Origin of the sequence: Microcoleus sp. PH2017_12_PCY_D_A, from assembly GCF_020738565.1 — a bacterium.
GTDB lineage: Bacteria > Cyanobacteriota > Cyanobacteriia > Cyanobacteriales > Microcoleaceae > Microcoleus.
Genome location: NZ_JAEQCI010000099.1, coordinates 1 through 13,845, shown reverse-complemented (window position 1 = coordinate 13,845; position 13,845 = coordinate 1). Strand labels below are relative to the sequence as shown.

The following is a 13,845-nucleotide window of genomic DNA, read 5'->3' as shown; positions in this document are numbered from 1 at the left end:
AAGAAGAGAAGAGAAGAGAGGTAATAAAATGACAACCGTTACTTTAAACTTAGATAGTGTCGAATTAACAGACGAACAGTTTTACCGTTTATGCCAGATGAATCGAGATTGGCAATTTGAACGGACAACGAAAGGGGAAATCATTATTATGTCACCAGTAGGCGGAGTCAGCGGCAATCGAGAAGCCAATTTAATTATAGATTTGGGCTTGTGGAATCGTCAAACGCAGCTAGGGAGAGTGTTTAGTTCTTCAACTATTTTTCGGCTTCCTAATAATGGAGATAGATCCCCTGATGCGGCTTGGGTTAGCTTGGAAAGATGGTCGGCTTTAACTGATGAACAAAGGGAGAAGTTTCCGCCGATTTGTCCTGATTTTGTCATAGAATTGCGATCGCGCACAGATTCGCTAAAGCCGCTTCAGGAGAAAATGCAGGAATATCTCAACAGCGGTTTGCGCTTGGGTTGGTTGATTAATCCTCAAGACGAACAAGTGGAAATTTATCGCGCTAATCGTGAGGTGGAAATTGTACAGTTTCCGGTTAGTTTGTCCGGCGAAGATGTGTTGCCTGGATTTGTGCTGAGTTTGCCGATGGTTTGAATGAGAATTAGAGGAATCAGTCTCTTTCAACCGCCCGGGCTGTGTCGCCGCGGTTTCCAACCGCCCGGGCTGTGTCGCCGCGGTTTCCAACCGCCCGGGCCTCTGAAATTACTGCCCTTAAGTCGTATACTCCGCATTAATCTTCACGTAGTCGTAACTCAAATCGCATCCCCAAGCCTTCGCAAAACCGCCGCCATTCCCGACAGCAACCTGAATTAAAACCGTGTCTTCCTTCAGATATTCACCAGCAGCAGCAGCCTTCATATAATTACTCGCAGCAGATTTATCGAACTCCTTCGGCTGTCCGTTTTCCATCATCAAAAAATCTCCCAATTGAATCCGCAAATTCTCTTGTTCAAAAGCAACGCCCGCGCGCCCCGCAGCCGCCGCAATTCTTCCCCAATTCGGATCGCGTCCAAAAATAGCAGCTTTCACCAAAGAAGAACCGACAATTGTTTTGGCAATTTTACTCGCAGAAACTTCGTCGGCGGCGCCACTAACTTGTACTTCCACCAAACAAGTTGCACCTTCGCCGTCACGGGCGATCGCCTTTGCCAAATGCACGCAAACTTCTGTTAGCATCGCCTCTAATTTTTCAGCATCCGCCCCCATTTCCGTAATCGCAGGCGTGCGGGATTGGCCGTTAGTCAAAGCAATTAGCGAATCGTTGGTACTGGTGTCGCCGTCAACAGTAATTTGATTGAAACTTCTGTTAGCTGCCCGACTGACCATTTCCTGCCACAAATGCGACGACACTGCTGCATCACACGTTACAAATGCGAGCATTGTTGCCATATTCGGGTGAATCATTCCCGAACCTTTGCAAATGCCGCCGATCCGCACGGGGCGATCGCCAAACATGGTTTCCAGGGCGATCGTTTTCGGCACTAAATCAGTCGTACAAATAGCCTTAGCAGCCGCATCAGAACCAGTTTCCGATGCCTCAGCAACCAATCGCGGAATACCCGCCCTCAGCGGCTCCATTTTAATCCGCTGTCCGATCACGCCAGTGGATGCCAAAAGAATCGATTCAGAAGGAATATTCAGCGCTTCTCCCAACAATTTCGCGCTTTCGAGGGCATCTGCTAAACCTGCTTCGCCCGTGGCCGCATTAGCTTGGCCGGCATTGCACAAAATTGCTTTGGCGCTGGGTTTAGCTTGCAAACGCTCGCGGCAGTAGTCCACGCAAGCAGCCCGGACTGTGGATGTGGTGAAGACTCCTGCGGCGATCGCATCCACCTCGGACAAGATTAAACTTAAATCCGGCAAGCCTGAAGGCTTCAAACCCGCTGTAATTCCCGATGCTCGATATCCTCTCGGTGCTGTAACTCCGCCGCCAATTTCTTTCCAGTCCGACATGATGACCTCCCTAGAGCGTTCTATTCTATTGAGAGGGGATTATATCATTTTAGATTTTAGATTTTAGATTTTAGATTTTAGATTGCCAACAAATGACGAATCAATGAGTTATTTTTTTGTCGTTTAATCGTTCTTTGCCCGATGCGCGATCTCAAATTCTGTAGCATTGGAATTATTAATCTCGGGAGCATCTCAGTTTTGCAATCAGCATTTTTTAAAGAGCGGACTGAAGTCCGTACTACGAACCTTTTTGAACTCCCGACAGCACTGTAATACCAATTTTAAAAAAGAATGCAACAGTATTCTTGTCCCCCCCCTTTACAAGGGGGGGCTAGGGGGGGTGGAAGAGTGTTGCACGATTTTCGCAAAATGGTATAAATACAAAACTGAGATGCTCCCTTAATCTCTCTATTCTCTCTGTGTTCTCTGTGTTCTCTGTGGCCTCTGTGGTTAAATCATTCCGATGCAACCGGAAACGATAGGAAAATATAGTTGAGCAATATTATATTTCATTGTTTGTGTTAAATCAATTCCCTAAAACTAATCGCGACTTATTCTGTAGATATCTAACTCAAGAACAAGTCGCGACGGTTTTGTAACTGTTATTATTAATGTTTAGCTGGCAAACAACAGACTCGATTCAACTGTCTCGCTGTTGAAAAAACGAGTTATTTGCGATCGACACTCACCGCAGAACCAGTATCTAAACCAACTTCAGCAGCCGCGCGGCTGAGCATAGATTCCTGACGGTTTTTGATGAGGTGTTGGTGGCGCATCATCAGACTGCGCGCTTGTTGTTGGGTAGACATCACTGGTTTTCTCCAAATGTAGGTAATAGGCTTGCGGGCAATTGGGGAAATTGAGCTTTGCCTTAGCTCATGGTGGCGTTGCTGCGATCGTAACTGGCTTGAAGGCTGGGCTGCGGCTTGCCTTGAATGTGGCCCCAGTAGTGAGTATCTTCCATTCCGACTTCGGTGGCGGTGCGGTTGAGCATGGATTGCTGCCGGTTCTTCACCATGTGGTGGTGGCGCATCATCAGAGAGCGGGCTTGATTTTCGGTAGACATATCCGGTTCCTCCGTTTTCCTTGCTTAAGGTTGGGCTGCTTTTCTGTTCCTATTTATGACTATATCAGATATTTCTGTATCTAAAGCTACAAAATTAAAATTGTTACAAAAATTTACACTAAGGCGAGAAGTGCCTAAAATGGCTACTTTGCTAGAGTTGTGATAGAAATCAGGTTAGGGAAGGCTGAAAGCATTGTCCCTACTAGAAAGTAGAAAGTAACTTATAAATTAAGCGAAAAATAGCTGTGGCTGCGATCGCCCCCAAAGCAGCCAACCATCCCACAAACAACACGCCTGTGAAAGGAGAATTCGGATAAATCGTCACTGCAGCGCGCAAAGCCGGGAAAAACCACAGCACGGCCAAAGTACCTGCGCTGATAATCAGCATCTCAGTTTGCTCGATCGCCCTGCGGTACTGGCCGTAAATCAAACCCCCCACGATCGCACCCAACAATCCGATGCTAAGGCCAGGAGATGGCAGCAAACTCGTCAGGGCGATCGCCAGCAACCCCCCCTCAAAACCCGTAAACGCAGCCCCACCCAAAATATCCCAAATCGAAAAAGCCCTTCGCGGCCCAGATTGCAGGTTTCCCGGAGGAGTCGCGGGAACAGGCACAGGAGGTTGCTGAGTCGGTGGCGGCGGCTGAGTCGGTAGGGGAGTCGGAGTGGGTAAAGAACGCGGCTGCACGACCATCGTAGGCTGTTGAGAATTGTATTTAAGAGCCGCTTCCACCTCGATCGCCGATTGATAGCGCTGGCTGGGAGCGGGTAACAACATTCGATCGAGAACTTGAGCCAAACGCGGGCTTACCTGTACGTGCGATCGCCAATTCCACTCATTTTCATAACTATCAAACAATTCCGTCGGCGGCAAACCGCTAAGCAAAGTAATGCAAGTCACAGCCAAAGCATAAAAATCCGTTGCTGGATAAACTTCTTGCCCGTTCATCTGTTCGGGCGGAGCGTAACCCAAAGAATAAATACCAGTCGAAGCCTTAGAAGTACCCGCAGTTTGCGTCACCTGTTTAACAGCCCCAAAATCTAATAAATAAAGCCGACCACTTTTAGCCCGCATAATATTAGCAGGTTTAATATCCCGGTGAATCGAACCGCGAGAGTGGACAAAATCGAGAACCTTCAAAATTTCCCGCAGCACCTCCATTGTTTCCGCTTCCGAAAACTTGCCTTTAACAGCAAGTTCCTCCTCCAAATTTTTACCGTCAATAAATTCTTGAACCAGATAGAAAAACGGGTCATTTTTCCCCGGCTGCAAACTCGGAACAGTCAGCTCAAAAAACGCCAGCAAACTCGGAATTTGCGAATGTTCGTTTCCCAGTTCTTCCAGCACCGCTGCTTCCCGTTCAAACAGAGTTTGAGCAATTTTTAGCTGTGCCGGAGTCATATTTGCCGAAGGCTGCAAAAGTTTAGCAACGCACTGCCGCATCGCCGGAGTATAGCGGTCTCGGGCCAAAAACGCCGCCCCAAAACCGCCTTGACCCAACAACCTCACGGGCAAATAGCGGCCGCTCAAAATCAGAGGCATTCCGCAAGTCGTGCAAAACTTTTGCTGCACCGTTTTCAGCATCGAACTGTCATCGAGGTCGGGAAAATTGTTTTGAGGGCGCGGGCAGCCCGGACGGGTGCAGTAAACTTCCATTTTTGTTTGCTAATTGGTCATTGGGCATTGGGCATTGGGCATGGGCATTGGGCATTGGCCAAACAGGGCATCGGGCATTGGGAATTGTAATTGGGAATTGTAATTAATTTAATTCCTAATTCTAGGCGGTTAAAGTTTTTAATACCAATCCCAGTTTATTTTACCCTCTTTATCTAGTTTTGGTATTAGGTTTTGGTATCAAAAAAGCCAATTGCCGATTCCAGATTCCCCATTTTCAATTCCCAATTTATTGATTTTTCCAGGGGTTTTGAAACCAGATTTTAACTTCTAAACTACGCGCGAACTGCTGAATGCGAGCAACTTAATAAATCAACTTACCCCTGAGTTGGGAGTTGCTATTTCTATCAGTCCCAAATCCATGACCGAAGGTTCTTTCTTATCATGGGTACTCGAATAAGTAGCGAAGGAAGGCAAAATTTCATTGCTGAAAGCCTCTGCTGCTTTAGAACGGTAGCGGTTGGGGTTGTAAATCAGCGATAAAATCCTAGTTACTAAAACTTCGTCCATTTGAGATTTGTGCAAGACACCCATCATCAACTCTTTTTCGATCGCCGAAACCGACACAAAAGCAGCGCCCAGCCCCGCCTGAACGGCATTTTTAATGGCTTCGATCGAATTTAGTTCCATCTCGATTTTCAGGCGGCGCGTGTCAATGCCGCAGCGAGTCAGCACCTGATCTATGACTTTGCGGATAGTAGACTGCGAATCCAAGGAAATAAACTGCAATTTGTAAAGGTCTTCTTTTTCGATGCTTTCTTGTTGTACCATCGGGTGAGACGGAGGGAGAATCAGAGCCAGTTCGTCCTCAGCGTAAGGAACAATTTCTAAAGCTTCTACAAGTTCGGTAGGAATTTCTCCGCCAACAATTGCTAAATCGATTTGCCCGTTGGCCACACTCCACGCCGTGCGGCGGGTGGAATGTACGTGAAGCTGTACCGCTACATCCGGGTACTTTTGCCGAAACATCCCAATCATTCGGGGTAGCAAGTATGTCCCCGTGGTTTGAGAAGCGCCGACGATCAAAGTACCGCCTTGGAGATTTTGCAAGTCTTCGAGAGCTCGACAAGTTTCTTGACAAAGCGATAAAATTTTCTCGCCGTAACTCAGCAGCAGGTGTCCGGCTTCGGTGAGTTGAGCCCGCCGCCCCCCCCGATCGAACAGCGGCACGTCCAACTGTCTCTCTAGGTTCTGCACTTGCAAGCTAACTGCTGGCTGGGATACGTAGAGGCTGTCGGCGGCGCGTTTGAAGCTTCCTTCAGAGGCGATCGCCTTGAGAATGCGTAACTGGTCTAAAGTGAAAGGAAGGTCAGACATATATCTAAATTGTCAGTTGTCAGTTGTCAGTTGTCCGTTATCCGTTGGCAGTGGGTAGCGGGCAATTGTCAAGAAAGCAGTGGGCAGTGGGCAGTGGGCAGTTGTCAAGAAAGCAGTTTTCATTTGTCTGTAGCTGCGATTTGGCCGAGCGCTAATGACTGATGACTGATGACTAATGACTGATGACTGATGACTGATAACCGCTGAATGCTCCTATAGATACTTTGTGACACAATTTGGCAGACAATCAATAACTTTTCTTAATATTTGCAATGACGATCGACTTAGCGCTTGACTCCCACTTAGTTATTCTCGGACTTTTATTTGGTTTTGCGATCGCCCACAGCGGTTTAGCAGCCCTCCGCCCCAAAGGTGAAAAGCTGATCGGGGCGAGACTTTACCGCGTTTTATTTGCCCTTGTCAGTTTGCCGCTAGCCGTGATTTTGGTTGTCTACTTTTTCAACCACCGCTACGACGGCGTGCAGCTTTGGCAAGTACAGGGCGTGCCCGGAGTTAAACCCGCAGTTTGGATACTGTCAGCAATTTCCTTTCTGTTTCTGTACCCAGCAACCTTCAACCTCCTAGAAATTGCCGCCATCCAAAAGCCGGAAGTTCACCTCTACCAAGCCGGCATCATCCGCATCACCCGTCACCCGCAAATGGTGGGACAGGTGATTTGGTGCGTGGCCCACACCCTGTGGATTGGCACTAGCTTTACCCTCGTCACTTCCATCGGTTTGGTACTTCACCACCTATTCGGAGTCTGGCACGGCGACAGCCGGCTGCGGGCTCGTTTTGGCGAATCCTTTGAAACCATCAAATCTCAAACTTCAATTATTCCATTTTTGGCAATCCTGCAAAAGCGTCAAACCCTTGATTTGCTTGAGTTTTTGCGCCCTTCCTACCTAGGCGTAGTCATTTTTACAGGCCTGCTGTGGAAAATTCATCCTTTTCTGATGCGTGTCACTGCGAACATATACTGGTAGCATGATCCCTAGGATAGAAAAAAAATTATTAAATTTTGAGGGATCATGGTGTTGTCGGTTAGCGAACGCACTTTTGCACAAGAGGTGTTTCAAGCCTCTACCCCCGTTTTAGTTCACTTTTGGGCGCCTTGGTGCGGTTTGTGCCGTGCTATCGACCCCACGCTTGCGACTTTTGAGGCACAGTGGGCAGGAAAAGTCAAGCTCCTAGGGGTGAATGCCGATCAAAGTTTGAAGTTGGCCAACACTTACCGGCTGACAAGTCTGCCCACACTGATTTTATTTGAGGGCGATCGAGTTCTATTTAGATTTGAACAGTATCAAGGCCGCGAGGAACTGCGGCGGACTCTGGATTCCTGGATGCTCGCCGCTCCGAATTCTCCCCAAACTCAACGCCTGCAACCTCAGGAAGCATTGAACAGGTAACAATTCCAAGGCATTTCGCCCTGAGGAAACAAGGAATTCGGGAATTGGCCATTCGATCGGCAACCCGACACCTAAATAAAGGCAGAAACCGGGTTTTTTTACGAAAATACCGCATCGAGCGCGAGGGTATTGGTGGAAAAACCCGGTTTATTTATTCCTATGCTGTATCCAAAATTTGGAGATTTGTCAATCTATCTTTTGCCATAGATTTAAATAAGATTGAGCGGTTGAAACCGCGTCTATACAAACTTTCACCCAACGGGAGCGGGTTTCCGAGGGGGCAGTTAAAATTACGTTTTACGTAATTTTATTCAGTGGGCCCGAAAGCAGACTTCGTTTTTGTAGTTTGACCTTGAACTCGTAGGCGAATGCCACTCCAAGCGCTTATGACGGGCGCTTCGCTACATTCGAGTTCAAGGTCAAAAGCGGTTTCAACCGCCGTCCGATCTTGAGAATTAGAACAAGTATTTCTGCCCAGTCGCGCAGGCGTGTGTCACAATTGTTAACAGTTTTGGCAATATCTAGTAGAAACTTTAAACTACCTATCAGTCATGGAACTGCTTTATCAATACGCTTGGCTGATTCCAGTCCTGCCGCTGGCAGGCGCAATGCTAGTAGGTTTAGGCTTAATCACCTTTAACCAGGCAACCAACAAACTCCGACAAGCGAATGCGATTTTAATCCTTTCGACCCTCGGAGGGTCAGCGGTAATGTCTTTCGCATTGCTGTGGAGTCAACTACAGGGCCACGCACCCTACACCCGAACCATTCAGTGGGCCTCTGCTGGGGACTTCTCGCTGAACATGGGCTATATCATCGACCCCCTCACGTCGGTAATGCTGGCGATCGTCACCACGGTCGCCTTTTTGGTGATGATTTACACCGACGGCTACATGGCACACGATGACGGGTACGTGCGATTTTACGCCTACCTGAGCATCTTCAGCGCCTCAATGCTAGGTCTAGTAATCAGCCCGAACATCGTTCAGATTTACATTTTCTGGGAACTGGTAGGTATGTGTTCGTACCTGCTAGTCGGATTTTGGTACGATCGCAAACCAGCAGCAGACGCCTGCCAAAAAGCCTTCGTCACCAACCGCGTCGGCGACTTCGGCCTCCTGCTGGGCATCCTCGGCATTTACTGGGCCACCGGTAGCTTTGAATTTGAAGTAATGGGCGAACGCCTGCACTCCCTAGTCGAATCCGGTGCTTTGAGCGCAACTCTAGCGACAATCTTCGGAGTCCTGATCTTCTTGGGCCCAGCAGCCAAATCCGCTCAATTCCCCCTCCACGTCTGGCTCCCAGACGCCATGGAAGGCCCCACACCAATTTCAGCTCTGATCCACGCCGCCACGATGGTAGCCGCCGGCGTCTTCCTGATCGCTCGGATGTACCCAGTGTTTGAAGGGCTGCCGGCAGTCATGAATTTGATCGCCTGCACCGGCTGTTTTACAGCATTTCTGGGTGCGTCGATCGCAATTACCCAAAATGACATCAAAAAAGGCCTCGCCTACTCCACCATCTCCCAATTGGGCTACATGGTAATGGCAATGGGAATCGGCGCCTACAGTGCCGGACTCTTCCACCTAATGACCCACGCTTACTTCAAAGCAATGCTGTTCCTGTGTTCGGGTTCAGTCATTCACGGCATGGAAGATGTCGTCGGGCACAACCCCGCCCTCGCTCAAGACATGAGAGTCATGGGCGGCTTGCGGAAATATATGCCGATTACCGCTACTTGCTTTTTAATCGGCAATTTAGCAATCTGCGGCATTCCGCCCTTTGCAGGTTTTTGGTCAAAAGACGAAATCCTCGCCCAAGCTTTCCAAGCAAATCCCGCACTGTGGGCTGTGAGCTGGGTAACTGCGGGGATGACAGCGTTTTATATGTTCCGGATGTATTTCAGCACCTTTGAGGGCGAATTCCGGGGCAATAACAACGCCATCAAGCAACAACTTCTCCAACCGGGTTTGGTTTTCGGCCCTGGGGCGATGAACGTTAAGGAATTGGCATCCACTGGCGAAAGTCACGACGCACACGACCATTTCCCTCACGAATCTCCTCTGACAATGGCTCTGCCGTTAGTGTTGCTGGCAGTACCTTCTGTGTTTATCGGTTTTCTCGGTACGCCGTTTGCCAATTATTTCGAGCAGTTTGTGCGCGCGCCTGGGGAGTCTCTGGAAGAAGTTTTGGAACACGCCGCCGAGTTCGATTTGACGGAATTTCTAATCATGGGCGGAAGTTCTGTAGGTATTGCCTTGTTGGGCATTACTTTGGCTTCTCTGATGTATTTGAGCCGGAAAATCGATGCAGGCGCGATCGCCCAAAAAATCAAACCGCTCTACGAATTCTCCCTCAACAAGTGGTATCTCGACGATATCAACGAAGTTCTCTTCGTTAAGGGCAGCCGCCGTTTAGCGCGGCAAGTCATGGAAGTTGATTTGCGCGTTGTCGATGGTGTCGTCAACCTGACAGGGTTTCTCACCCTGGTAACAGGCGAAGCCTTGAAATACATTGAAAACGGTCGCGCTCAATTTTACGCCCTGATTGTGTTTGTCGCAGTTCTGGGTTTTGCGATCGTTTCTGGAGTCGGTTAAATCGATCGGAAAACGGCAATGCCTATGGGTGTCAACAATCGCCTGAAACCTTTTGTCTTTCTCGTTTACTGCCGAGGTCTGATCCCCCTAAATCCCCCTTAAGAAGGGGGACTTTGAGCAGGCTCTTGTCCCCCCCTTGTTAAGGGGGGATAGGGGGGATCTGGCCTCAGCGATCGACGAGAGATACAAAGGTTTTCAGGCGATTGTTTACACGCCTTCCTGGTTCCCCGGCTCTGCGAAAGGAACCGATATTTAGAGGCTCTGCCTCGCTCTTGAAAAGGAGGCAGAGCCTCCGGATCTGCGTTACCAGGCTTCAGCCTGGTAACGAGTAATATTTTAAGCAATAGTATTAGCTCAATAACTCAGAATTGACAATTAGCAAATAGAAATAAATTTTGCATTAAACTCAAATCGTGCGATCGCACAAATCGTCGCAAACATTACAAAAAGAATTGTTTCGTATAAAGAAAGTATAAAATTTAGACCAAAATCGTCAAAATATGTTTAAACCTAATAGTTGATGGATAATTTTAAAACGCAATGGATACAGCTAATTTTCCGTGGTTAACAACAACAATTCTGTTTCCCATTGCTGCGTCCCTGCTAATTCCTTTGATTCCCGATAAGGATGGCAAGACGGTGCGGTGGTATGCACTAATTGTGGGTTTGCTCGATTTTGCCCTGCTTGTTTACGCTTTTTGCACTCAGTACGACTTCAGCAATCCAGACTTGCAACTGGTAGAAAGTTATACTTGGGTGCAGCAACTCGATTTAAATTGGTCAGTTGGTGCTGACGGTTTGTCAATGCCGTTGATTTTGCTGACAGGTTTTATTACTACCCTGGCTACTTTAGCAGCTTGGCCTGTCACATTTAAACCAAAGCTATTTTACTTTTTGATGCTGACAATGTACGGCGGCCAAATCGCAGTTTTTGCCGTACAGGATATGTTGCTGTTTTTCCTGGTTTGGGAACTGGAATTAGTCCCGATTTACCTGATTTTGTCAATCTGGGGCGGCAAGAAGCGCCTCTACGCAGCAACTAAGTTTATCCTGTACACCGCAGGCGGTTCGCTGTTTATTTTGGTTGGGGCGCTGACGATGGCGTTTTACGGCGATACGGTGACTTTCGATATGCGGGCGATCGCAGCCAAAGAATTCGCGCCCAATGTAGAATTGCTCCTGTACACAGGATTCTTAATAGCCTACGGCGTCAAACTGCCAATTTTTCCCCTCCACACTTGGCTCCCTGACGCCCACGGCGAAGCAACCGCACCCGCCCATATGTTGCTAGCAGGAATTCTGCTAAAAATGGGCGGCTACGCCTTGCTGCGGATGAATGCGGGAATGCTCCCCGACGCTCACGCTATTTTCGCACCCATCTTAGTAATTTTGGGTGTAGTTAACATTGTTTACGCCGCCTTAACCTCCTTTGCTCAGCGCAATTTGAAACGCAAAATTGCCTATTCTTCAATTTCCCACATGGGGTTTGTGCTGATTGGGATAGCTTCCTTTACCGATTTGGGAACTAGCGGCGCCATGCTGCAAATGGTTTCCCACGGTTTGATCGGGGCCAGTTTGTTCTTCATGGTAGGCTGCACTTACGATCGCACGCACACGCTCATGCTCGACGAAATGGGCGGAGTCGGCAAGAAAATGCGGAAGGTTTTCGCCATGTGGACTGCTTGCTCTATGGCTTCTTTGGCCTTGCCGGGAATGAGCGGTTTTGTCGCAGAATTGATGGTATTTGTAGGCTTTGCAACCAGCGATGCTTACAATCCGGTGTTTAAGGTTTGCGTGGTATTTCTGGCTGCTGTCGGCGTAATTTTGACTCCGATTTATCTGCTGTCGATGCTGCGGGAAATCTTCTACGGCCCGGAAAATAAAGAGTTGGCGGAACACGAAGAGTTAGTGGATGCTGAACCGCGAGAAGTGTTTATTATTGCGGCTTTGTTAGTGCCGATTATTGGCATTGGCTTGTATCCGAAAATTCTGACTCAGGTTTACGATGCGACTACTGCACAGTTGACTGCAAAGTTGCGGGATTCTGTGCCGTCGCTGGTGGCTAAGGCTGCTGCTGATAAAACGGTGTCTCTGCGTGCTCCGGCGATCGAGCCGAGCAAGTTCTAATTTGAACTGAATTTAGGCAGAAAACCCCCAAACCTTTTTAGAAATAGGGTTTGGGGGTTTTCTGTTTTTGTTGATAGACAAATCCGGGAAACTTTGGTTCTCAAGTAATCTGGAATTGGGTTTGAGAAACAAAGTGGGTATGCGGTCAGGGAGTGCGATGGAGTGTTAGATCGCAACAGTAGTATAATTAATAGTTAGACAGTAAGGCTAAAAAGCAAACACAACATCGCAGACTTAGGAGACTGACTTTTGAATAAGCTAAAAAGATTAACCCTCAATGGGTTTAAATCTATTAAGGCAATAGATATTGAGTTGCATCCCCTAAATATTCTGATTGGAGCAAATGGCGCAGGGAAGAGCAATCTTATCTCGTTTTTCAAGATGCTTAATGAGATGATGGCTGGACGCTTGCAACAGTACATTGGCACGTCGGGGCGCGCTCAATCTCTCTTGCACTTTGGGCCTAAGATAACGCCCCAGATAGAAGCAAAGCTGGAATTTGAAGTTGACAACGGGGTAGATACCTACCATATCCGGCTGTTTCATGCGGCTGGTGATACGCTGATATTTGCCGAAGAAACCTTGAGCTTTCTACAAACGGGTTGGCCATACCCAAGAACTGACGAACTGGGTGCAGGACATCAGGAAACTCAAATTAGCAAATCAGCAAACGAAGGAAAGCAAACGGCTAAAACGCTGAGTTTCTTGCTTAACCGCTGCCGCGTGTATCACTTTCACGACACATCATCTACAGCAGACGTGCGTCAATCTTGTTATGTTGGCGACGATCGATGGCTAATGTCTGACGCTGGCAATTTAGCTGCATTACTTCTGAGGTTTCGCAAAGAGAATGAGGGTATAACTTATCAGCGCATTATCGGAACAATCCGTTTGATTGCACCGTTTTTCGATGACTTTGTTCTTGAGCCAGACGCATCTAATCGAGTCATTCTTAACTGGCGAGCAAAAGAGTCCGATCGCGTATTTGGATAGCATCAATTTTCCGATGGTACTTTACGTGCCATCTGCCTTGCCACGTTGCTTTTACAGCCTGAAAATGAACTGCCAGAACTCATTGTTGTTGATGAGCCGGAGTTGGGGCTTCATCCCTATGCCCTAAATGTTGTAGCTGATTTATTTAGCAAGGCTGCACTCCATACGCAAATTCTCATTAGCACTCAATCTAGTTCTTTCTTGGATAATTTCGATCCTGAAGATGTAATTGCGGTGAACCTAGATGGTAAGGAGTCGCAATTTAAGAGGCTAAATCCTACAGAATTAGATGCTTGGCTTGACGAGTATAGTCTGGGAGAAATTTGGGAGAAAAATATCTTTGGTGGAGGGCCGCATTAATGGCGCGTGTTTACCTATTTGCCGAAGGACAAACCGAGCAGACATTCGCTGACACTTCGATCAAACCGCAGTTAGCTCAATATGGAGTGTTTATGCACAATCCCATATTGATTGCTCATGCAAAAAAGAAGGGTAAGGTACATCGAGGTGGCGGTCGTAACTATGCGCCGATGAAGAATGACATCATGCGTTTTATGAAGCAAGAGAAAGCCCCGGATGTGTTTTTCACAACTATGATTGATTTATATCCCACATTCCGCAGATGTGGGTCGGATTTTTTTATCAGTTGTGAAAACTTGGAAGCCAAACGCTTTTGGGCTGAAATTATGCAGTGTTAGCCTTAC

The 13,845-nt window shown here is 47.8% G+C and carries 12 protein-coding genes and 1 pseudogene; 8 read left to right on the top strand and 5 right to left on the bottom strand.

Annotated elements, in window-relative coordinates; translation table 11 throughout:
- The first annotated feature begins 28 nt into the window (after nucleotides 1-28).
- On the top strand, nucleotides 29-598 hold the full coding sequence (locus JGK39_RS25060) for a Uma2 family endonuclease (RefSeq protein ID WP_293249371.1): 570 nt from the start codon (nucleotides 29-31) through the stop codon (nucleotides 596-598).
- Between the two features lie 117 nt (nucleotides 599-715).
- Here the strand turns inward: JGK39_RS25060 and argJ are convergent, their stop codons facing one another.
- The 5 genes from argJ to JGK39_RS25035 form a co-directional block, all read right to left on the bottom strand.
- Nucleotides 716-1,957, bottom strand: coding sequence for a bifunctional ornithine acetyltransferase/N-acetylglutamate synthase (gene argJ / locus JGK39_RS25055; protein ID WP_293249374.1), 1,242 nt, complete (start codon nucleotides 1,955-1,957; stop codon nucleotides 716-718).
- A gap of 668 nt (nucleotides 1,958-2,625) precedes the next feature.
- Nucleotides 2,626-2,766 carry a hypothetical protein gene (locus tag JGK39_RS25050; RefSeq protein WP_293249478.1) on the bottom strand — a complete coding sequence of 47 codons (141 nt, stop codon included), beginning with the start codon at nucleotides 2,764-2,766 and terminating at the stop codon, nucleotides 2,626-2,628.
- Nucleotides 2,767-2,828: 62 nt separating this feature from the next.
- The gene (locus JGK39_RS25045; protein ID WP_190739984.1) at nucleotides 2,829-3,023 is read right to left on the bottom strand and encodes a hypothetical protein; all 195 of its coding nucleotides are present in this window, start codon (nucleotides 3,021-3,023) and stop codon (nucleotides 2,829-2,831) included.
- 202 nt (nucleotides 3,024-3,225) lie between these two features.
- Entirely contained in the window at nucleotides 3,226-4,680 is a 1,455-nt protein-coding gene (locus JGK39_RS25040; RefSeq protein WP_293249379.1) for a serine/threonine-protein kinase, read from the bottom strand.
- Nucleotides 4,681-5,010: 330 nt separating this feature from the next.
- Nucleotides 5,011-6,015, bottom strand: a complete 1,005-nt coding sequence (locus JGK39_RS25035) for a LysR family transcriptional regulator (protein ID WP_293249382.1) — start codon at nucleotides 6,013-6,015, stop codon at nucleotides 5,011-5,013.
- Between the two features lie 272 nt (nucleotides 6,016-6,287).
- Here JGK39_RS25035 and JGK39_RS25030 point away from each other — a divergent pair, with 272 nt between their 5' ends.
- The 7 genes and pseudogenes from JGK39_RS25030 to JGK39_RS25000 all read left to right on the top strand — a co-directional run bounded on the left by JGK39_RS25030 (nucleotide 6,288) and on the right by JGK39_RS25000 (nucleotide 13,839).
- Nucleotides 6,288-7,001: an NnrU family protein gene (locus tag JGK39_RS25030; RefSeq protein ID WP_293249385.1), complete on the top strand. Its 714-nt coding sequence runs from the start codon at nucleotides 6,288-6,290 to the stop codon at nucleotides 6,999-7,001.
- A gap of 45 nt (nucleotides 7,002-7,046) precedes the next feature.
- The gene (locus JGK39_RS25025; protein ID WP_293249388.1) at nucleotides 7,047-7,424 is read left to right on the top strand and encodes a thioredoxin domain-containing protein; all 378 of its coding nucleotides are present in this window, start codon (nucleotides 7,047-7,049) and stop codon (nucleotides 7,422-7,424) included.
- 551 nt (nucleotides 7,425-7,975) lie between these two features.
- A complete protein-coding gene (locus JGK39_RS25020) occupies nucleotides 7,976-10,021 on the top strand; it encodes an NAD(P)H-quinone oxidoreductase subunit 5 (protein ID WP_293249391.1) in 2,046 nt (681 codons plus the stop codon).
- A 540-nt stretch (nucleotides 10,022-10,561) separates the two neighbouring features.
- A complete protein-coding gene (locus tag JGK39_RS25015) occupies nucleotides 10,562-12,148 on the top strand; it encodes an NAD(P)H-quinone oxidoreductase subunit 4 (RefSeq protein WP_293249394.1) in 1,587 nt (528 codons plus the stop codon).
- A gap of 249 nt (nucleotides 12,149-12,397) precedes the next feature.
- Nucleotides 12,398-13,141 (top strand): AAA family ATPase, encoded by a 744-nt coding sequence (locus tag JGK39_RS25010; protein ID WP_293249397.1) that lies wholly within the window; start codon nucleotides 12,398-12,400, stop codon nucleotides 13,139-13,141.
- 12 nt (nucleotides 13,142-13,153) lie between these two features.
- A pseudogene (locus tag JGK39_RS25005) lies at nucleotides 13,154-13,501 on the top strand (AAA family ATPase); the annotation flags it as partial.
- A complete protein-coding gene (locus tag JGK39_RS25000) occupies nucleotides 13,501-13,839 on the top strand; it encodes a DUF4276 family protein (RefSeq protein ID WP_293297719.1) in 339 nt (112 codons plus the stop codon). The pseudogene JGK39_RS25005 and the gene JGK39_RS25000, both read left to right, overlap by 1 nt.
- The last annotated feature ends 6 nt before the right edge of the window (nucleotides 13,840-13,845 follow it).

Excerpts from the sequence above, each read along its gene's own strand:
- JGK39_RS25060 (WP_293249371.1), top strand. The coding sequence starts at position 29 with ATGACAACCGTTACTTTAAACTTAGATAGTGTCGAATTAACAGACGAA.
- argJ (WP_293249374.1), bottom strand. The coding sequence starts at position 1,957 with ATGTCGGACTGGAAAGAAATTGGCGGCGGAGTTACAGCACCGAGAGGA.
- JGK39_RS25050 (WP_293249478.1), bottom strand. The coding sequence starts at position 2,766 with ATGTCTACCCAACAACAAGCGCGCAGTCTGATGATGCGCCACCAACAC.
- JGK39_RS25045 (WP_190739984.1), bottom strand. The coding sequence starts at position 3,023 with ATGTCTACCGAAAATCAAGCCCGCTCTCTGATGATGCGCCACCACCAC.
- JGK39_RS25040 (WP_293249379.1), bottom strand. The coding sequence starts at position 4,680 with ATGGAAGTTTACTGCACCCGTCCGGGCTGCCCGCGCCCTCAAAACAAT.
- JGK39_RS25035 (WP_293249382.1), bottom strand. The coding sequence starts at position 6,015 with ATGTCTGACCTTCCTTTCACTTTAGACCAGTTACGCATTCTCAAGGCG.
- JGK39_RS25030 (WP_293249385.1), top strand. The coding sequence starts at position 6,288 with ATGACGATCGACTTAGCGCTTGACTCCCACTTAGTTATTCTCGGACTT.
- JGK39_RS25025 (WP_293249388.1), top strand. The coding sequence starts at position 7,047 with ATGGTGTTGTCGGTTAGCGAACGCACTTTTGCACAAGAGGTGTTTCAA.
- JGK39_RS25020 (WP_293249391.1), top strand. The coding sequence starts at position 7,976 with ATGGAACTGCTTTATCAATACGCTTGGCTGATTCCAGTCCTGCCGCTG.
- JGK39_RS25015 (WP_293249394.1), top strand. The coding sequence starts at position 10,562 with ATGGATACAGCTAATTTTCCGTGGTTAACAACAACAATTCTGTTTCCC.
- JGK39_RS25000 (WP_293297719.1), top strand. The coding sequence starts at position 13,501 with ATGGCGCGTGTTTACCTATTTGCCGAAGGACAAACCGAGCAGACATTC.